Source organism: Terriglobales bacterium, assembly GCA_035487355.1.
Taxonomy (GTDB): Bacteria; Acidobacteriota; Terriglobia; order Terriglobales; family Acidobacteriaceae; genus QIAW01.
Genome location: DATHMF010000115.1, coordinates 47311 through 66927 on the forward strand (window position 1 = coordinate 47311; position 19617 = coordinate 66927).

Genomic DNA, 19617 nt, shown 5'->3' on the forward strand with positions numbered 1-19617 from the left:
CCGATTATTTTAGGGCATCACGGACCTCTTGAATAGATTTGTTTTTCCAAAAGCGGGTGAGGTTTTCCAGTGTGGTCAGCGAACGGCTGTGCATGCGGTCTATATAAATAGTTCCGTTCAGGTGGTCTATTTCATGCTGAAGGATGCGGGCGTACCATCCGGAGGCTTCGATTACGCGGGGTGTCCCTTTTTCGTCCAGGCATTCCACGCGTACAGTGCGAGAACGCGGCACGAGAGCGCAGAAGCCGGCAAGACTAAGACATCCTTCGAAGAACTCAACTGGCGCGCCGGATGTGGAGACGATCTTGGGATTGATGATCACGTGGAACGGAACCGGTTTTCGTTCGCGCTCGAGGAGCTGTTCGGCGGAGACATCTTTGGAATACTCGGCGCGATCCTCGATCACGGCAAGCTGCAGTGACATCCCCACCTGGGGCGCGGCGAGGCCGACGCCGGGCGCATCGCGCATGGTCTCTTTCATATGCTCGATGAGTTGCTGGATGTTGGCACTAAGAATTTCCTCGGCAGACAATGGCCTGGCCTGCTGGCGAAGAACCGGGTCTCCGGCTTGAACGATCTTTAGGCGCATAGGATTATCGCCAGCTTCTGGCTGTAATTAGGTTATCAACAATTCAAGAATAGTTTTGCTGCATGAGCGAGCTCTGCAGATTTGGAATTAGATTCAGCAAATCTTCATTTTAGTTCGGTACTCTAATCAGATTTGAGAAAGCGCCCGGTTTTCACTTCGAGTGACTTAACAAAAAATTACAGTTCAAGCCCGCTTGGTTAAGTTAAAACGTTATGGAAGGCCGCAGAGTTTATTTTGCCCTGTGAAACTTTATTAATCTAAAAAAGTAGAACAAATTAAAGCGAAATACGTCTTATAAAATACAAGCAGATTGATCAGAGGTCATTCGTGGTGGGGAGTGATTTCAGAGCGGCTCCAGGTTGCAAGCTCCAAACCTACAGTAAATCAGGCATGCTGTAAGTGCGAAAAACGCTCTCAATGAAACCTGGGATAAGTGTTTTTGAGGTACGGCGAAGCTGGTTTCCTGCAATCGCGCCATTTTTTACAGAAAACGCGTAAGTTTCGCAGCAGTTAGCAGCAGTTATACGTCCAAGGTAGTGTGGTTTTTTGGGAATTTGAGGGAATGGGAAGTCACGGAGTAAAGGTTCAATGAACCGCATATTAATGAAGCGCATATTAAAGAAATCAGGATTGCTGGTCTGGGGTGCTGCTGTTCTTGTTTTGGGAATCTTCAGCGGCGTTAGTTACGGCCAGACGCAGCCGGCTCCGGCGGCACAAGCTGCACCGGCAAAGCAGATTGGCGCAGTGAAAGCCATTGCGGGAAATACTCTCACGCTGAAGAGTGACTCCGGTCCTGAATTCCAGGTTTTGGTGCAGGACTCCACGCGCATCGTGCGCATCGCCCCCGGACAAACCAGCCTGAAAGATGCGACCACAATACAACTCTCAGACCTGCAGGTCGGGGACAGAATCCTGGCACGCGGCAATCAGGGAGACAATGCGCAGTCTATAGCGGCGGCCCTTGTGGTGGTCATGAAACAAGCCGACGTTTCCCAAAAGCAGGAGCATGAACGGGAAGACTGGCAGAAACGCGGAACGGGCGGGATCGTTACGGCGGTCGACCCTGCCAGCGGAATCGTTAGCGTTTCGATTGCACCGACCTACAACGTTGCCCTAAAAACTTCGAAGGACACACACTATCTCCGCTATGCGGCAGACTCGGTGAAGTTCAGCGATGCCACGCCAGGGACCTTCGACCAGATCAAGATCGGAGACCAGCTTCGCGCGCGAGGAACGAAGAGTGCCGATAGCAAAGAATTTGCCGCCGATGAAATCATTTCAGGCGCATTCAGAAACATAGCCGGCACAATACTCTCGATTGACACCAGCAACAATACAATCAGCGTCATGGACCTGTTAAAGAAGAAAGCGGTCACCGTGAAGTTCGCGGCTGATTCCCAGTTGCGGAAACTGCCTCCGCAGGCAGCACAGAGAATCGCGATGATGCTCAAGGGAATTCCTTCTCAGGGCGGAGTCCCTCCTTCGGGAGGAACTCCTCAGCCCGGTGCTCCCTCATCCGGTAACGCAGCAACAAGCCCAGCGAGCGGGCAGACGAGTGGACCACGAGCTCAAGCTGCTGGTGGAGGTGAGCGGCCAGGGGGAACTGGGGGACGTCCGCCTGAGTTCCAACAAATCCTGGGCCGGCTTCCAACGGTAACGCTTGCTGATTTGCAGAAGGGCGACGCGGTAATGATTGTCTCAACCCAGGGCGCAGATACGGCCGAGGCCAGGGCGATCACGTTGTTAAGCGGAGTCGAGCCCATTCTCACGGCATCGCCGAGTGGGGGCGCGACCGCCGCGGTGCTATCTGCGTGGAACATGTCCGGGGGCGGAGACGCGCAATAGAAGTTTCGAGTTTGTATATAGGACTGATTGGAAGGCTCAAAAGGTTTCGCACTGCTGTTCAGGTAAACAGTAATTAAAAGACTGCTCTAAAGGTCATGGGGTGATTTTTTTATGGGGTCCAAAAGCTGGGCATTATCACGATCTATCTTCCTTCTTATACTTCTTATTCTGCTGTTCACGAATTATTTGTTTGGGCAAACTCCTTCCGGGACCCTGCGTGGGCAGGTGAGTGACCCTTCGGGCGCCGTGGTGCAGTCCGCTACCGTAACGGCCAAGAGCGAGTCCGGGCAAGCAACTAGTACGAAGACAGGCAAGTTGGGGACCTACGAAATCAAGGGGCTCGCGCCGGGCAAGTACACAGTCAGCGCCGCCGCTAAAGGTTTTGCGGTGTCCGCGAATGATGTGGAGGTGGTCGCGGGGAAAGAGCAGAAGCTCGATGTTCATCTGGAGATTGCAGTCGAGCAACAGCAAGTCGCGGTGGAAGAGACCCAGACCAAGGTGGACATTGGCTCTGAAAATAATGCCAGTGCGGTGGTCATCAAAGGAAAAGACCTGGAAGCTCTCTCCGACGATCCCGACGAGCTGTCATCGGAACTGCAGGCGCTGGCTGGCCCGGCCGCGGGGCCCAATGGCGGCCAGATGTATATTGATGGATTTAGCGGCGGCACACTTCCGCCCAAGGCGTCAATCCGTGAGATCAGGGTGAATCAAAATCCCTTCTCGGCACAGTATGACCGGCTCGGTTATGGCCGCATTGAAATCTTCACCAAACCGGGAACAGACAAGTTTCATGGCCAACTGATGTTCAGGGACAGCCCTACTGGTCTCAGCGCTGCTAATCCATTCGCATTTCCACTCAGGCCTACTTATAGTGCGCAACAGGTCGAAGGCAATATCGGCGGCCCAATCAACAAGAACGGCTCATTTTTTCTGAATGTGGAAGACCGCAACACGCAGGATCACAGGATTACAACCCCATTCCTCTCTCTGGATGCGAACAATAAGGCGGTCGCCTTTCCGCAAGCAGTGTCTTACCCCGGCGCGGGTATTGAAATCTCTCCGCGATTCGATTACCAGATCACTGCAAACAACACGCTGACAACCCGCTTCGAATACAACCGCAACCACTCCGATAACGCATTGGGAACGCTCTCGCTACCTGAGCAGGCCTACAATACCCGCAGCTCCGAGATCAACGCACAGGTGAGCGACACGCAGATTGTAAATTCTAAAACCGTCAACGAGACCCGCTTTCAATATGTGCGCAACATCAGTTCCCAAAGGGCACAAAGCTTTTCGCCGCAGATTTCCGTGCTGGGTGCTTTCAACAGCGGAGGCAATCCGATTGGCCGAAGCTCGACCAGCCAGGACCATTACGAGCTGCAGAACTATACTTCCATGTCTCTGGGCAACCACTTTGTCAGGTTCGGTGGAAGGTTGCGCGGTACAGCGGAGACAGACAACTTTATCCAGAATTTTAACGGCACGTATACGTTTTCATCATTGAATGCGTACCTGACAACCCTGCAGGGATTGGGCCCTGGACCTACCCAGTTTTCTATCAACACCGGAAATCCTCGTACCTCCAATACCTCTGTGGATGCGGGACTGTACGTCGAAGAGGACTGGAAGATACGGCCTGACTTGATGTTCAGCCACGGATTGCGATTTGAGACGCAGAACGATATTCACGACCACGCTGATTTCGCTCCACGCGTCGGTGTTGCCTGGGCTCCAGGTGGTACAAAGAATGCGTCCCCCAAAACTGTACTGCGAGCAGGATTCGGCCTTTTTTACGACCGTTTCGGACAGAACCTGGTATTGCAAGCGCTACGGCAGAATGGCATCAATCAGCAGCAGTTTACTGTAGATTCGTTGACGCCAAATGCTGGAGCAATCCTGGGCTTTTACCCAAACATCCCACCTATCAGCTTGCTTACCAGCACGCCGGCGCTTTCCGTTCGCCATATTGATACCAAGTTGCACGCACCTTACACCATGCAGTTTGCGACCTCAGTTGAACGGCAACTGACTAAAACTGCGAACTTGAGCATTACTTATCTGCACTCGCGAGGCGTCCATCAGCTTCTCTCGCGCAACATCAACACGCCGTTGCCTGGAGCACCCAGCGTCATATATCCGTTAGGTCAACAGGGCAATGTTTATCAATATCAGTCGGAGGGGATTTTCAATCAAAACCAATTGATCACCAGTTTCAATGTGCGCGGAAGAGTACTCTCCCTCTTTGGCTTCTATATGTTGAACTACGCGAAGAGCAACACCTCCGGTGCTGGCAGCTTTCCGTCAAACGAATATGACTTGGGTCAGGACTACGGACGCACAGGGTATGACATTCACCACCGCATCTTCTTCGGCGGCTCTATTTCCATGCCTTACGGATTTCGGCTCAACCCATTCATGGTGGTCAACTCAGGCGCGCCGTTTAACATCTACACGGGAACTGATCTGAACGGCGATTCCGTTATCGGCAATGACAGACCTGCATTCGCCACCAGTGCGACGCTGCAACAAAACTTGGTCCCAACGCGCTTTGGAACGTTTGACCTGAATCCATCTCTCGGCCAGAAGATCATTCCGATTAATTTTGGCACCGAGCCGGCCAGGTATAGCTTGAATACGAGATTGAGTAAGACCTTCGGGTTTGGAGGCAGTTCCAGCCAAGCCAGATCCGGTGGCAACGGTGGCCCTGGTGGAGGCGGTCCGGGCGGTGGCGGTCCGAGGATGGGAGGCGGAGGTGAGGGTCGTGGTGGCGGCGGCGAAGGTATCGGTCGCGGCGGCTTCGGCGGCGGTGGCGGCGGCGGCGGCAGTGAGCAACGTTACAATCTGACCTTCACCGTTGGCGCGTTCAATCTTTTCAATCACACGAACCTGGGTGATCCGATTGGCAACGTCAGCTCATCGACCTTTGGTTTCGTTAAGACGCTCACCGGCCCTCCGTTCACGCCCCCGAACACCTTCGCCACGAACCGTCGTGTGGACCTGCAGGTGAATTTCTCCTTCTAGCGAATCAGTGCGCGAAAAAAACGGTGGGTCATAACGCCCACCGTTTTCCTTTTTTAGAACCGATTGCTTCTTGCGGCTTACTTACTGGATATTGAAATTACATACTGTTAACGTGTCCGCTGCCGATGTAGTACCCACAAAGACTCCGTAGTTATTGACGCTTGTCACTGTGTTCTGCTCGGTGCGGAAGTGGAAATTGCTGCCGATGGTCAACTCCGATCCTCCCGGCGGAGTTACAAAGACGGAGTAGGTGTGCACGGGGACGTTGACCACCAAACGGAAATGATACGTATTTCCGCCGGAGTACGGGATGGCCGGTGTGGGTCCGGCATAACTTCCACCATCACGCGCCAAAATCACGCCCTGCGTGCCGTTAAAGGCCACCAGGTTGGCGAATGCGCTGTAGGCAGTCCCAGCCCCATGTGAGAGTGCGACCACGCTGTTCATGTTGTTATGCGCAGGCGTGGCATCAAAGGTGGTGGTAAATGTTCCTGTCTGCGAAGCAAATGCGGTGTTCACCCATCCTGCTCCGCCTACTGCCTTCGGACATGTACTGACTACAGGATTGACCACGAGCACCACGTTCGCAGTGTGGGAGAGGCTACCGCTGGTTCCCATAATGGTCAGGGTAAAGGTGCCGGTTGAAGCCGAGATGGTTGTCGAAACATTCAGCATAGAAGCGCCGGAACCACTCACCGATGTCGGAGTAAGACTGGCTGTGACTCCTGCCGACTGACCGGTCACCGTGAGGGCAACGTTTCCGTTGAACCCATTCACCGCGCCGACCGTCGCCGTATAGCTGGTGCTGCCGCCTACGGTCACAGTTTGCGAACCCGGCGAAGCTTTCAGCGTAAAGTCCGGCTGCAACGGCTGGTTGACAATCAAGGTGACGTTGGTCGAGTGTGACAAATTGCCGCTTGTTCCCGTAATGGTCAGAGTGTAAGTGCCGGCCGGAGTTGTGCTGGAAGTGGAGATGCCTAACGTGGAAGAACCGGAACCGCCTGGAACAGGATTCGGGCTGAAGCTGGAGCTTGCACCCGCCGGCAATCCGCCCACACTCAACGTCACAGCGCTGCTAAACCCGTTTGAAGGTGTCACGGTGGTTGTGTAAGTGGTGCTGTTCCCGGCTACCACGGTCTGCGAACTTGGCGATGCCCCCAGCGAAAAGTCAGGAGAAGGAGGCGCTAACAATCCATACACGCACAGCTGGCCGGTGCCGGTGTTGGCAGTGCCGAAGCTGGACAGATACACCTTGCCATTGGCAATGGTGGGCGGAGCCATCTTAGAGTAGTTGTTGCAATTGTCGCGGGCACTGTTTTGCAACGAGTTCCACAGCTCGTTGTTGATATTGTCGGCGTTAAATGCATGCAGCACGCCGGGCCGCGATGAGTGCCAGGCATCGCCACTGGCCATGATAGCCGCCCACACGATTCCGTTGGCATTCCCATTTGCGGAAATTGAGAGCATGCCGCCGGGATGACCGGTGTTGGCCGTGGGCTGGATCATGAAGGGCGTAGTGTTGAATGTGCTGCCGTTGAATTTGTAGACCTTGAAGCGATCAGCCTGCGGCCACATGTAGAGCATGGGGCCGTTCACGGCACTATTCCAGAACGCGAGGCTGTGCAGATGTTGCTTGTTGAAAGTGCCGGTCTGGAAGCTCTGAACGATCTGGTTGTCGTCACTGGGATGCACGTGGCCGAAATTGTTAGTATCTACGACATATAATTTTGCCCCCTTGCCGCCGCCGATCAGAAGATTTGTGCCGGGAAGCAGCATGGGCCCACCGGAATTAACGTCCGCATCGGCGCCATCCAGCGTGGCATGGTCGTGTGGCGTGAACCAATCGAGCAAGTGCAAACTGCCGGGGCTCAACTTCATGAAAGTTTCGCTGAAATTGTTGACCCCATCCCATGTGCCATTACTGGTAATGACATAGATGTTCCCGTTGACGTCCACAGCCGGCCCCGTGCCCGAATGCCAGATGCTGTCGCCGTTGCCCGAGGTCGAGGTGTTGAAGGCCCCCACTTGCTGTAGCGTGTTGGCGTTGTAGGCGAGAAGGAATCCGTGGTAAATGCCTTGGTCGCAGTGTGACGAATAACCGATGTACACCACCCCGTTGGAGAGCAGCAATGCTGGCCGCTGATTTTCCTGCGATGCATTAAAGCCAGAGGCCGCGATTATCACCGGACTGCCTGAGCGTTCGATTCCGGTAGCGATATCCAGAGCGTGCAGTCGTTGCGTCGTGCCGCTCAGCGAAACCACGTAGAGGGTGTCGGTGTTGCCATCAATCACCGGGGTGCCGGTGACGCCGATATTGCCATTGATATCGGTGCAGCGGAAATGATTGGCCACTGGTGCGCCGAAATTGACGTGCCAATACGGAGCGGTGACGCTGGGGTCGTCGGCATCGAAAGCATAAACGCTATTGTGCATGGTGGTGACATAAACCACGTTGTGGGTGCCCGCGGCAATGCTGACATTGGTGGCAACCAGCGGCTGGCCATAAACCTGGTCGTCCACCACGCGCTTGAACAGCATGCCGAACTGGTTTACGTTCACGTTGGCATGCGTGAGAATGGTTTCATTGAGGTTGGCGCCGGTGCGTCCGTTGTCGTTGTGCTGCGTCAGGACATTCACCTGGGCAAAAGCCGGCAGCGCCAGCAAAAGTACGGCCGTTACTATGGTCCATCGGCGACAGGGGAGGGCATGGCTAGCAGAGAATCCTGTATTCATTGGATCAATCTCCTCACAAGGAATCGTGATGATTGTGCAGTATCGTGGTCGAGCAGCGCAGGGTGCGGGCAAGCGCCAATGGTGATGGTCAATACAAACTTCAAGCCGCTTTCAGTTTGCTGATATCAGCAAGCTCGTAAACGTTTACACGAATTTAGCCGTTTGTGTCAAAGCAAAACCTCTAAACAATGTCTTTGAAAAAACTCAATAGGGCGGGATGGGTCTTGATCGCTGGACTACAGGCTTCAGGAACTGCAGGATGAAAAATGCCTAATGCTGACCACAATTGCCTGTGACTCGTGCTCTGTGGCACTATTGAGTCCGCTTTTCATCTATCACACATGTTCCGGAAAAACTCGACATGAAATCAAAGCTAATCTTATTGGCATTTGTCTGCGGCATTGTGCTGGCGCTCGACGCGACGCCGGCCTGGTGCGCTTCTGAAGTGCAGAAGTCCACGGTGAATGATTCGCCTCAATCGGTGCGCGATCTGCGCGCTATCCGCAAGGGTGATAAGGTAACGCTGACTTGGAGCCAGCCGCGCGATATTCGTGACGGCACGTCGTCGGGGCAGCGCCATGTGAGCACAGCCAAGATATGCCGCGATGTTTCCTCGTCTCCACAAGTTTCCAATTCGGCGACGGGGAATTCGACTACCACTTGTGGGCAAGCGGTGGGTGAAGTTGACATTGACAAATCCGCGGGCGCGAAGGTAGAGACAGAAAAATCGGATAGCAGCGTTGCGCTCCGGTTCATCGACACGCTGCCAGAAGACCTGCTGAGTGCAACCCCACTACAGTTTGCAATCTACCGGGTTGAGATGCGTGACAAGCAGGGGCACAGCGCGGGGATTTCCAGCCCAGTTTCGGTTTCGCTCGTGCCCACGGTGCCGGCGAAAGGCCTGCATTTCTCGCTCGATGTGCATGGTGTCTACCTGATATGGGATGCGGACATGGGAGATCATCCGGCCTCGGTGCAGTTTGATTACCGTATCTACCGGCAGGAAAAAGATTCCCGCAAGAGAGTTGCCGTTCCATTCTTGCGTGCAGTTCTTCACCAGCGCGATGGCGAGCGATGGAGCGGAGTAGATACGAGCATCGAATGGGAAAAAACGTACACCTATTGGGTCATGCCGGTGACCAGAGTGTATTCGGAAGGCCACCAACTCATTGCCGAAATCGAAGGAGAAGATTCCGCCCCGGTTCCAGTCGTGGCTCATGATGTCTTCCCGCCGGCTACTCCCGAGGGATTGCTGGCGTTGGCCAGTGAAATTCCTACAAGAAAGTTTGTTGACCTGATGTGGGCGCCGAACGCAGAGAAAGACCTCGCCGGATACAACGTTTACCGCCGCGAAAAAGGCGAAAAGTTGGCGCGCATCAATCCTGATCCAATCACCATGCTTTCATTTCAAGACACCAGCGTGGTAGCAGGCCATAAGTACTTCTACGCGATATCGGCGATTGACCTGCGCGGCAACGAAAGCAGCAAGACGGAGGAGAGTACTGAGGTGTCGCAGTAATGGAGCAGCGCTCAGTTCGTAGGTTCCTATGTTGGGAAGTGGAAGTAGACATCCTGCAGCGAGGCGATGGGCACACCATCACGGGTTGCCGGTTTGAAGCGCCAATCTGCCAGCGCACGAAGCACGAGCCCATCAATATTAGGTCCCATGCTCTGCAGCACCTTGGTTTGCACGATCTTGCCTTGTTCATCAATGGCGATCTCGATGATGACATTGCCTTCCTGATGATTCGGTAGCTCAGCAAGCCTTGCCTTGGGATACGGGCCATAGACAGGCAGCGCAGGACGAATCTCCGATCCCGACAACTCGCCATCAGGAGAGGTCCCGTACGTCTGGCCTGCCGGTGGAGCGGCAGAAGAGCTGTTCTCCGCCGCCTGGCTTGCGTTTCCCTTTGCGGGAACCTGGGGAGCATAAGAGCGGGCCTTCGAGCGTGCTGGATTATTTAAATGGAGCTGGGCCGACTGAGAAGATGAATCCGACCTGGAGACGGTACGCTCGGCACTGGCTTCTCCGTCGTAGTGAGAATAAATGATTGACGTAGTTGTGCCGTTGCGTCCTGCGCGTACTTCCTTCACTTTTACGAAAGTAGGCGCCGGAGGGTGGACCACCAGCCACAAAATCAACACATGGAGCAACACGGAGGCAGAAATCCAGTATCGCCTGCCTTTTGAAGAAGGGCTTGGGGCGGAGGTGAACAGCGGTGATTCCTGGCGCTGACTTTCTTCCATACCAGTTATGCTTCCATATTAGTTAATATGTGTAACTTCGAGAATGCTACTTGCTGCTTTTCAATGGTTCATTCAACGTTTCATTCAGCAAGGCAGCCAACCGCAAGCCGGCCAGTGCCAGTCTCTCATCCAACATGCCAATGTTGGCTTTGTAATAAGCTTCATCCACGGAGGCCCCGTTTTCCAGGAAGGCCTGCTGCGCGTCGTGAAAAGATTCGTTCGCCCAATCCTGCGGCGTTCCGCCGGCTTTGGCCTGCAAGTTTTTGGACGCAATCAGTTGCTCGAGGTAAGCAACATAATCAGCCTCAGAGCGGCCGGTATGCTCGATGAGGTCAATATCCCAGACAAAGTGAAGATTGCAGGGCCAGTCGCCACACTGAGTCGAGCCAAATTCGGTTACGTGAATATCATTTCCTCCGCGCGCTTCGCCGATGGCGTGAAAAGGTTGGTGAACGTCTCCAATAAAGTGGACCAGAAACTTCAATGCCTCTACGCGGTCGGATTGCGGCGCGTTTTTGTTGGCCAGGGTTTGCCGGAACATGTCAATTCGGTCAACCACGCAGTTATGGTGATCGTCTTTGGTGTAAGGACGGGTATCATTCGGTTGATAACAGTCACGCGCCTGAGAGAACCCGCTCGAATCCTTGGGAATATCAACAAAGTGCCAGCCATAGGTCTCGCGGCGCTGGCCTTTGATATCGTCCGCCCAGTTGGCGACATCGGCGAGATTCGTATTGCCGAGCAACAGCAGGACTTGTTGCCGGGCCGGGTCGGTGAGGTGAGCCTGAGCAATGGCTCCTACAATGCGGTGTCCCTTGGGGCCCCAGGCAAATAACTGAAGCGACGAGAGCGTAAGCAGAGCGAGAATAGCAGCAAACTTTTTCATAAACTTTTCTGGATACATGATATGCGATGGTATCAGGGTTATGCACATCGCTTCTATGCTATGCAGAATAATATGTTAGATAAGTTCCCGCTGAGAATGAAAAATAAGACGGACAGTCGGCGGCATGCATTTTCATTGTATTACTTCGGTAACTTGAGGTTCGTGAGATGGCAATGATAGATTTCAAAACAGATTCCAATCCCCCCGCAGCGAATCGGTGCTGAAGTTGTCAGGAGAGCGCTGAAATGCCGGGCTAGACAAAATCGGGGGCGAGTCCAGCATTGAGTCCCACAGTTCATGTTTCAACGCAGACGCGGCCTGTTTCTGGCAGCGGTGGGGGCACTGTTTTGCGCGCGCCATTTGATTTAGACTTGAAGTTCCAGATAAGAATCAGCAACCGCCCTTATTTATGAAACTCAATTGCCTCATTCTCTGCGACGAACTCAAATCACTCTCGGTCTTGACGGCTGCCTTGGAGAAATGCGAGATCAGCCGGCAGATATGCACGGAGGTGGCTGAAGCCAAACATTTGCTGAAGACCTCTCGCGTCAACGGGGTGATTATAGACTGCGACGATTTGGAATCGGGCAAACAGTTCCTTCTGGATGTTCGTCAGGGCAAATCCAACCGCTCTGCCGTGAGCTTTGCCATTGTAAACGGCGAAACCAGCGTGCGTGATGCCTATGCCATGGGTGCAAATTTCGTTCTTGAAAAACCTCTTTCCCCTGATCTGCTGCTGCGAATGTTGAAAGCGGGAGTGGGATCCATGCTGGCCATGGAACGGCGCTCGTTTCGCCAGGTTTTGGACGTCGAGGCAACGGTCAAGAGCGAAACCGGGACACATCGCCTTCGTGCTTATAACATCAGTGAAAGCGGTATCGGATTGAAGAACGTTGACGGGTGTTTAAAACCGCACCAACTGGTTACATTGACTTTTCGGCTGCCGGAGGAAGACACCAGGATGGAATGTAAAGGTGAGGTCGTCTGGGTCCGTGATTCCGGAGACGCCGGATTAAAGCTCACACAGCTTCCAACATCGTGCGCCGAGAAGCTTCAAGTCTGGTTACATCGGGAATTTGACCAGCGCATGACAGGCTTATCGCCGGCATCCGCAAGAACGCGCAAATGATAGCTGCCAGACTGTAACATCTACTGGACGTTCTCGAGTCTTGGCCTGCGCCCCTCAATTACCGCTTTGACTTTCTCAAGAAGTTCTAGCTTTACCAGCCGCGGGCGTAGCCACACTGAACTCTGAACCAATCCTCCTCCCATGCCTCCGGACACTCCACTCCCCAGAGGCAGGCGTTCGTAGAACAGATGTGCTGAAGAGGGATCACTCCACTTGAGTGCATCGAGGTCTTGCAGTAATTGCTGAAGAGATTCCTCACTACATCTGACTATCGAAACAGGACAAACAACATAGATTTGCCCTCCTTCATCACCTTCGAGAATGACTATCCCCTGGGGATCTTGTTGTGCTTCTTTAAGCGACTTGAACGAGACGTATTGCTGCCCAGTACTCTCGGCCTCCATCTTTCGCAATCCGGATTCATGACTCAACAGGATTTCTGGCTTAAATAACTTCTTCTTCATTGATCAACTTTGTGTTCCTTTGTGCCCTTTGTGGTAAGACGTATCTTTGACCTCGGAGTAGCGAAAACAGCTCACCAGATGATCGTTCACCATGCCCGTCGCCTGCATGAAGGCATAACAAACCGTGGGGCCGGCGAAAGTGAAACCCCGTTTTACCAGGTCTTTGCTCATCTTTGTGGATTCGATGGTCTGAGCGGGAAGCTTTCCGCCGGCTCGCCATGAATTCCTGATCGGCTGCCCGCCGACAAACTGCCAGATGTAGGCGTCGAAACTGCCAAATTCCTTTTGCACTTGCAGGAACGCCTTTGCGTTGCGGACTGCGGCGCTGATCTTCAAGCGATTGCGAACGATACCAGGGTTCGCAAGCAGTCGAGACAGCTTTTCAGCTCCATACCTGGCCACCTTCCGTGGGTCAAAACTGCTGAATGCCTTGCGATAGGCTTCGCGCTTAGCCAGAATCGTGGACCAGCTCAGACCAGCCTGCGCCCCTTCCAGAATCAGAAATTCAAACAGTACGCGGTCGTCATGTTGCGGGACGCCCCACTCTGTGTCGTGATAAGCGATCATGGCTTCTGTAGTTGCCCAACTGCATCGGCTGGTTGGTTTCATTCGATCCTCTATTGTTAACCTGTCATGTAATGCTATCGCGACTGGGATACGGAACGTAAGGGGTGACCTAGCAGCAAGGCATGATTTCTTCTGCGATTGGCGCAAATGGCTGGAAAGAAAATTGATTTATTCCCCGGCATCTATTCAGCTCTAACAGTGGTATCACCGTGATATCAAAACCGTGATTTCCTGGGAACTGTATGCCATCATTGTGCTGGAGGAGTGTTTTTACGGCGACTCATTAGAACGAACAGCATTCAAGAATGCGGGGACGTGTGCCCTCAAGGTTCTTTGAAAATTTGTTACGGGTAGATCGAACGCGCAGCAGAATGCTGGCTGAGTACCACTTTTACCTGCTCAGCTGGTCCCCACCCCAGACATCAACTTTCACCGCTAGATATGCGGCGATCAGCGCTGTTTCTAGGGTTTCACCCATTAGCAGCAAGTACCCCACCCCCCACCTACTGGGCCAAGGGCGAACCCTTAGAGGCGTCACTCACGGCGTTTGCCGCTCCCGGGCACAGAATGGAGCTGTCACCTATTCACCTACTCAGAGTCGCGAACTTTTTACAGGTTGGGCAGCTTCATGGTTCCATGGTGCTTGCGCTCCTGGATATGGTCCCAAACGAGCTGATCTGCTACCCAGGAGGCCTGCTTTTTGACCAACTCGGCGTTCTGAAAGTCCGGACCATTGCGGATGGCAAAGCGTTGGCCGCAATTGCCGCACACGATCGTCTCCGCCATAGCAGCGCCGGAGGGAGGTTCGGTCGGCGCCCGCAAACGTGTTGCAACGCTCGGCTTCACCAACGGGGCTCTCGACGCTGCTGAGGACCGCGATCGCCTTTTCGGCCGCCGCCACCGTCACGAAATCCGCCGCCCCGCTGAACTTGAGGTTTCGCCTCGTTGACGGTGAGCGCCCGTCCGTCCGATTCCTTACCGTTTAAGGCTGCCATTGCCTTTTCAGCTTCTTCGTCATTAGGCATGGAAACAAAGCCGAAACCGCGTGACCGGCCGGTCTCACGGTCGGTGGCGACGGTGGCGGTCTCGATGCTGCCAAAGGGTTCGAACAGCGCTCGAAGTTCTGGTTCTGTCATCTTGAAAGAGAAATTGCCGACGTAAATCTTCTTCACTTTGCGACTCCTTAAATGTTGTGGTGCTTGGATTTGGCTGTTCTCAGCAGAAATAGGCAGGACAAAAATGGATAACGTGTCTATCCGAGTCGAGGACAACTGAAGGTGCTAGCCTTCATACTACACCTGAAAGCAATGCTGCGGCGAATAAATCACCGGGTGAGCCCGCATGAACGAGCCACTGCCGGCACGTCCTCATTTTTCTGAGTATCCGGTTGCGTCGGGCACGCTCGGTATACCTTCGTTGGGGCAGCCTTCATCAGACATTTGCAATGAAGCTTCCCCATCACGAGGAGGATTGCCGGACTGTTCAGGAAGCCGTGGGTCCGCACCGGGTGAAAGCGGAGTGCTCATGTCGCCAGGGACCTTCTTTTTGTTGATACTCATAGCAAACGTTCCAATCAATGCAAGAATTAGCCGTTGGCGTGCGATCTTCTCAACTTCGCCCTATGGGTTGCGCGCTTTGCCTTCTTTCTAGCCTTTCTGGCCTCGGCAAATTTATCAACTGGGCCCGCTGGAGAAGCATGTTGCTGCTGGATGACTGGCGCCTTCTCGGGCGTTACCTCGGCTGAAGGATCTACTACTGTTACTGTTGTGCTCATCTCTTTTTCTCCTTGAAAGCTCGCTTAAAGGACGCACGCGCCCAGTTCTAGGTCGCTATGGTCTGGTTTGCAGGTCTTGGACGCCGGACGTTATGGGCGAAGCCTAAGGCTTCCAAAAGGCAAATGAAATACCAGCCAAAGTCTACCTGCCACCAGCGCAGTCCGAAGCGTGCCGACCCGGCGTTGGAGTGGTGGTTGCGGTGCCAATTCTCTCCCCAGGCGATCATTTGCAGCGGGCCCAGCCACCAGACATTCTGGCTGGTGTCGCCGTCCGTACTGTGGCCTAAGTGAGTGAGGCTATTGACGAAGCACTGCATATGCAACGAGTAGACAAGCCGGATCGCGCCCATCCAGAAGAAGCCTTGCCATCCCAAAACAGCTCCACACAACAGCGAGACCAGGATGACGGGGACTTCGGCATAAGTCCACATTTTGTAGATTCCCTTGTTGAACTCCGGACACCAGTACTGAGCATTCGCACGGGGAGACTGATATAACCAGCGCAGGTGTGCCCACCAGAACCCGCCATGCGTGGGACTGGAAATATCTTCGGGCGTATCGGACTTGGAATGATGGTGCCGATGGTAGGCGACCCAACTGGCGGGAGCGCCTGAGCCGTTGAACATGGCAAAGAAAATCAACATGTGCTCGATTATTTTGTTCAACTTAACGGTGCGGTGTGACAGGGTGCGGTGATAACAAACGGTGGTCCCCAGACCACCCAGCCAAGAGAGAATCAACGTCAGCCCGATGACCCGGAGGCTGGGAAGTGGAAAGAGAATCAACCCAGCAACCGCCAACACATGTATGAGAATCAGATAAAAAAAGATAAACCCTTTGCCTTTTGTTGGCTTCCAGAAGGGACGTTCCCACGGATAGCTTTTAACAATCGTTGATTCAATAGTCGCTTGGTTCACAGAAGATTGCACTTCGACGTCAGTAGTTTGCACTGGTCACTCCTAAATCGCGGTCTAACGGTGAGAAGCAGCCACCAAACCCGCAATGGTGGCGCACAACTGCTTTGGCAGTATAGTTGCCCTTTTCCAAATAAGCATCTGCCAGTACCTCGGTCGGCAACCTGCCTCGCCAAAACTCCCGCTGGCCGCAATCACGGGAACATGCAGGAAACGTTGACGGACAACTTGCCAGGAACTCCCGAAGCCAGACTTTATACAGAGTGTTCCCCAGTTTCAGTATGGGGTTTTAGAGTTTTGAAAACTGTTCTAAATTGACCATTCCAAGAATGTTCTTAGCTCTTTTCAGATTTCGGGTTGGTTAGCACAGGCTATTGATGCCTGCGTAAAGTCGTGCCCTGACACGAGATCCCGCCGAAGAGTATAGCCACGCTGGGAAACGCTTTTAACCTCTTACGAACAGTATGGAATTGCTAGACTGCTGGAAGCGATTTACCACACTCCAAGCAACATGGTTTTGATCGAGATGTGATCAGCCCGCAAAATGGGCACATTCTCAGCGATCCGGACCCGGCAATCTTTGGTTTCAGTCTGCGCATCCTGTAGAGCAACAGGATCACGAAGATTGCTATCAGCACACTGGAGGAAATAACAATTGAATTCATAAAGATGCCCTTTCTCCATTGTGGTTCGCTCTGTACTTGGTCAGCGGGTCGAATCTTGGTGCACTGGTTTTAGGCCATTCAGGAAGCGTCGCCATTTTTCAACTCCGGTTGTACTTCAGACGACACTTGAATCAGACCTCGGCCGTGGCACTCTTTGCACTTGCGACTGTACATCTGCCCTGTGCCATCGCAAACAGGGCATGTCTCGACGCGACCCCCAGGTTGTTTTGCCCTCGGGACGAGAGAATATGTCACACCCTCATACGTAATGCCGGTTACTTCACTTGTGGTCTCTGATGCTGTCGTCACAACGACTCCTGTATGTAAACGGATCTGCGCCTGTTCTCACGGCGCGCTATCTGGCTAGACCGTTGTCAGCAAACCAGCCCTAAAAAGTGGGGTTTAACAGCCGTTTTGAGGCTTCCTGATAACTCACTTGAAGAGGGGAGTGCGGCAAGTCCGGGAACATGATGCTGCTTTCTCCACTTCCGCCGACACAAACATGCATTATGCCCGATTGCATTTCGTCATTGCGCTTTATGAAATGACTGTATTGAATGTCGTTTTGGTCGGTTAAATCCACGCGAATCAGCGCAGAGGATTTCTCCAGCTCACGTACTTCGAATGTTGTTTGCGTTTGCCGAGTTTCGAGGCCGGCATTGAAGCGCGTATTCAGATCTTCAACCGCCGCTTTGATGGCTTCGCAGAGATAGTTAAGGGCCGTAGGGGCTTTTGCAGCTAAACCCTGTTGCTGTGCAGGTCCATTCTCGACATGCTGCAGCCCCGGTCCGTTCCCGTTGCTGGGTGCATCGACTTTGTTGCCTGAGTTCATATTGGTAAATTCAATGTTAAGCGCTGGGCATGAAAGTGTGCTGCTCACAATTGCTCAGGTTTTGTTTTCTTCATTTGGGCTTAATGACGGCCAGATCTCGGAGAATCAAACCAGCGGAGTTCACGTCGGATCGAAGCCCCAGGCTTCAAGCAATTGTTCGGGCACAAACTTGTTGTGCTTGTTGGCCCGCACCCATTCCTTCAGGGCCACAGAATCAACATATTGCTCGGGCGACAGTTTGAAAACTTTGACCGTTTGTTCAAACGCACTGGGCATCACAAATGATTCGAACGGCTGCGGGTTACACCAGTTCGGATTTCCACGTCGTTTCGCCATAGTATGCTCGGTCGTCTAAGAGGGCGAACTTCAGATGGGCTGACTTAGTTCAGGAAATCTGAAGAGCAGAGGAACAATGTGCTCAACTTTCACCCTAGTCTTCGGCGCTGAGATTGTCAACCGGACGCCACGAAGATAACTCCTGCATGATCAAGATTGGGGCCGTTGTCAATTTCGTTTGGCATACGGTGTGGACTTCTCTTTTGCAAGATTATCCGTAATTGCTTTTCTCCAAGTGACCGCGTTGGCGCGTTCTTCTTGATTGGGAGGCCCAACTTCGACCATGCCTTTCATAGAACTACCGGCTGCGCGGCGACTGAAGCGAAGCTGATTTTGCATGATGTAATCAATACTCTGGGTTAAGGCCTCCGACTGGTAGGAGTTTGCGAAGCTAAAACGAAGATCTTGAGAAGAGTGCGATGCCTTGATTGAGTAGTTACACACCAGCACCCAGAGCCCGTTCTTCCTCACGAACCACACCTTGAGGCATTCCAGCGACGTGCCTGATATGTCACGGTATTCAACACGTAGAGTGCAATTTTCATCGTTGGATTTAACCAGCTCATCCCAGGATGACATCATTGCTAGCGCAATGGCCTTTTCGAATTCCATACTTCCTGCCTTTCCTGTCTACCACTCGAAGCTCCACCTCAGTACCGGCAACACGGCAGGAGTGAAATCGCGTGCGTGGGCTGGTGCGTGTTCTATTATCTGGACCACCCCATTTAGTTTTGTTTGCCTATGCGGCCACACGACCGGCCGTCATCGCTGCACTCCAGGCTGCCGCGTTGGCCCGTTCTACGCTATTGGGAAGCGAAACTTGGACGATACCATTCTCAGAACTGCCTGCCGCCCGGCGGGTGAGTTGACGCTGATGCTCCATGATGAAAGCAAGGTTCCGTGCCAGCATTTCCGAATGAAACGAGTTCTCGAAGTGGACCCCGAGAACCGGGAAGGTGCGAGACACGATGGTCGAATAGTCGCACACTAATGTCCAATGCCCGTGCGTTACCGTCCAGACCTTCAATGATTCAACCAGGTTTCCGGCCACGTTCGGATATTCGATATGTATTGCGCAATCTTCATTTGGCTTGACCATGTCTTCCCAACAAGAAATAACCGCTAGTCCAAGCGCCGTTTCAAATTCCATATTGCCTCCCCGGATGCATCAAGTTTCCTTTAACGAACATTGCCGAAAACTTCGCGACGTAACCGGGACGTAAGCCGTCCTCGTTACAATCCGACATCTCCAGGGTACTCTCAGTGGAAGGTACAGAAATGGTCAAAAGTGAACATTATGGTCGCGCCCATCGGGTGGATGAAAATCTTCTTGCGCTTCAGGATATCTTTAAACATGTATCGAGGATGCGCTCACGGAGGCTTGTGCAAGGCCGGCTTTTTCAGATAACCATTATTCCCATTCCACCGGCGGGAACTGGCTTGTGGTATCGGGCCTCATCATGTGTTCTTGCTTATTGCCGCAAGAAACACAAACTACCCCTATTGTTCTAATTTGAGTTTCTCTTTCAATTTCCTTCTCGCGTACAGCAAGCCAGGCAGTGACAACCGGACCTTTGCACTTCTCACAATGGTGAGCTGAGAGGTGCAGGTA

19 protein-coding genes are annotated in these 19617 nt (G+C 53.1%); 4 read left to right on the forward strand and 15 right to left on the reverse strand.

Annotated elements, in window-relative coordinates; all coding sequences use genetic code 11:
• Positions 1-4: 4 nt before the first annotated feature.
• Positions 5-589 (reverse strand): peptide deformylase, encoded by a 585-nt coding sequence (gene def / locus VK738_21025; GenBank protein ID HTD25145.1) that lies wholly within the window; start codon positions 587-589, stop codon positions 5-7.
• 588 nt (positions 590-1177) lie between these two features.
• Here def and VK738_21030 point away from each other — a divergent pair.
• Both VK738_21030 and VK738_21035 read left to right on the forward strand, forming a co-directional pair.
• Positions 1178-2434 (forward strand): hypothetical protein, encoded by a 1257-nt coding sequence (locus VK738_21030; protein HTD25146.1) that lies wholly within the window; start codon positions 1178-1180, stop codon positions 2432-2434.
• 111 nt (positions 2435-2545) lie between these two features.
• Positions 2546-5458, forward strand: coding sequence for a carboxypeptidase regulatory-like domain-containing protein (locus VK738_21035; GenBank protein ID HTD25147.1), 2913 nt, complete (start codon positions 2546-2548; stop codon positions 5456-5458).
• An 81-nt stretch (positions 5459-5539) separates the two neighbouring features.
• Here the strand turns inward: VK738_21035 and VK738_21040 are convergent, their stop codons facing one another.
• Positions 5540-8191, reverse strand: coding sequence for a hypothetical protein (locus VK738_21040; GenBank protein HTD25148.1), 2652 nt, complete (start codon positions 8189-8191; stop codon positions 5540-5542).
• A gap of 361 nt (positions 8192-8552) precedes the next feature.
• Between VK738_21040 and VK738_21045 the strand changes: the two genes are divergently transcribed.
• Complete coding sequence (locus tag VK738_21045) at positions 8553-9710, forward strand: hypothetical protein (protein HTD25149.1); 1158 nt, start codon at positions 8553-8555, stop codon at positions 9708-9710.
• 26 nt (positions 9711-9736) lie between these two features.
• Here the strand turns inward: VK738_21045 and VK738_21050 are convergent, their stop codons facing one another.
• Together VK738_21050 and VK738_21055 are read right to left on the reverse strand one after the other, a co-directional pair.
• Positions 9737-10438 carry an energy transducer TonB gene (locus VK738_21050; protein HTD25150.1) on the reverse strand — a complete coding sequence of 234 codons (702 nt, stop codon included), beginning with the start codon at positions 10436-10438 and terminating at the stop codon, positions 9737-9739.
• A gap of 46 nt (positions 10439-10484) precedes the next feature.
• A complete protein-coding gene (locus VK738_21055) occupies positions 10485-11324 on the reverse strand; it encodes a S1/P1 nuclease (protein HTD25151.1) in 840 nt (279 codons plus the stop codon).
• 409 nt (positions 11325-11733) lie between these two features.
• Between VK738_21055 and VK738_21060 the strand changes: the two genes are divergently transcribed.
• Entirely contained in the window at positions 11734-12453 is a 720-nt protein-coding gene (locus tag VK738_21060) for a PilZ domain-containing protein (protein ID HTD25152.1), read from the forward strand.
• A 20-nt stretch (positions 12454-12473) separates the two neighbouring features.
• Here the strand turns inward: VK738_21060 and VK738_21065 are convergent, their stop codons facing one another.
• The 11 genes from VK738_21065 to VK738_21115 form a co-directional block, all read right to left on the reverse strand.
• Positions 12474-12917: a hypothetical protein gene (locus VK738_21065; GenBank protein ID HTD25153.1), complete on the reverse strand. Its 444-nt coding sequence runs from the start codon at positions 12915-12917 to the stop codon at positions 12474-12476.
• A gap of 3 nt (positions 12918-12920) precedes the next feature.
• Positions 12921-13526 (reverse strand): DNA-3-methyladenine glycosylase I, encoded by a 606-nt coding sequence (locus tag VK738_21070; protein ID HTD25154.1) that lies wholly within the window; start codon positions 13524-13526, stop codon positions 12921-12923.
• A 567-nt stretch (positions 13527-14093) separates the two neighbouring features.
• On the reverse strand, positions 14094-14330 hold the full coding sequence (locus VK738_21075; protein HTD25155.1) for a hypothetical protein: 237 nt from the start codon (positions 14328-14330) through the stop codon (positions 14094-14096).
• Positions 14327-14656: an RNA-binding protein gene (locus VK738_21080; protein ID HTD25156.1), complete on the reverse strand. Its 330-nt coding sequence runs from the start codon at positions 14654-14656 to the stop codon at positions 14327-14329. The genes VK738_21075 and VK738_21080 overlap by 4 nt, the downstream gene beginning before the upstream one ends.
• Before the next feature lie 195 nt (positions 14657-14851).
• Complete coding sequence (locus tag VK738_21085) at positions 14852-15043, reverse strand: hypothetical protein (GenBank protein ID HTD25157.1); 192 nt, start codon at positions 15041-15043, stop codon at positions 14852-14854.
• A gap of 26 nt (positions 15044-15069) precedes the next feature.
• The gene (locus tag VK738_21090) at positions 15070-15258 is read right to left on the reverse strand and encodes a hypothetical protein (protein ID HTD25158.1); all 189 of its coding nucleotides are present in this window, start codon (positions 15256-15258) and stop codon (positions 15070-15072) included.
• 47 nt (positions 15259-15305) lie between these two features.
• On the reverse strand, positions 15306-16208 hold the full coding sequence (locus VK738_21095) for a fatty acid desaturase (protein HTD25159.1): 903 nt from the start codon (positions 16206-16208) through the stop codon (positions 15306-15308).
• Between the two features lie 1017 nt (positions 16209-17225).
• Complete coding sequence (locus VK738_21100) at positions 17226-17717, reverse strand: hypothetical protein (protein ID HTD25160.1); 492 nt, start codon at positions 17715-17717, stop codon at positions 17226-17228.
• Between the two features lie 72 nt (positions 17718-17789).
• On the reverse strand, positions 17790-18005 hold the full coding sequence (locus VK738_21105; protein ID HTD25161.1) for a hypothetical protein: 216 nt from the start codon (positions 18003-18005) through the stop codon (positions 17790-17792).
• Between the two features lie 168 nt (positions 18006-18173).
• Positions 18174-18617: a hypothetical protein gene (locus VK738_21110; GenBank protein HTD25162.1), complete on the reverse strand. Its 444-nt coding sequence runs from the start codon at positions 18615-18617 to the stop codon at positions 18174-18176.
• 127 nt (positions 18618-18744) lie between these two features.
• Positions 18745-19155 (reverse strand): hypothetical protein, encoded by a 411-nt coding sequence (locus VK738_21115; protein HTD25163.1) that lies wholly within the window; start codon positions 19153-19155, stop codon positions 18745-18747.
• Positions 19156-19617: the final 462 nt, after the last annotated feature.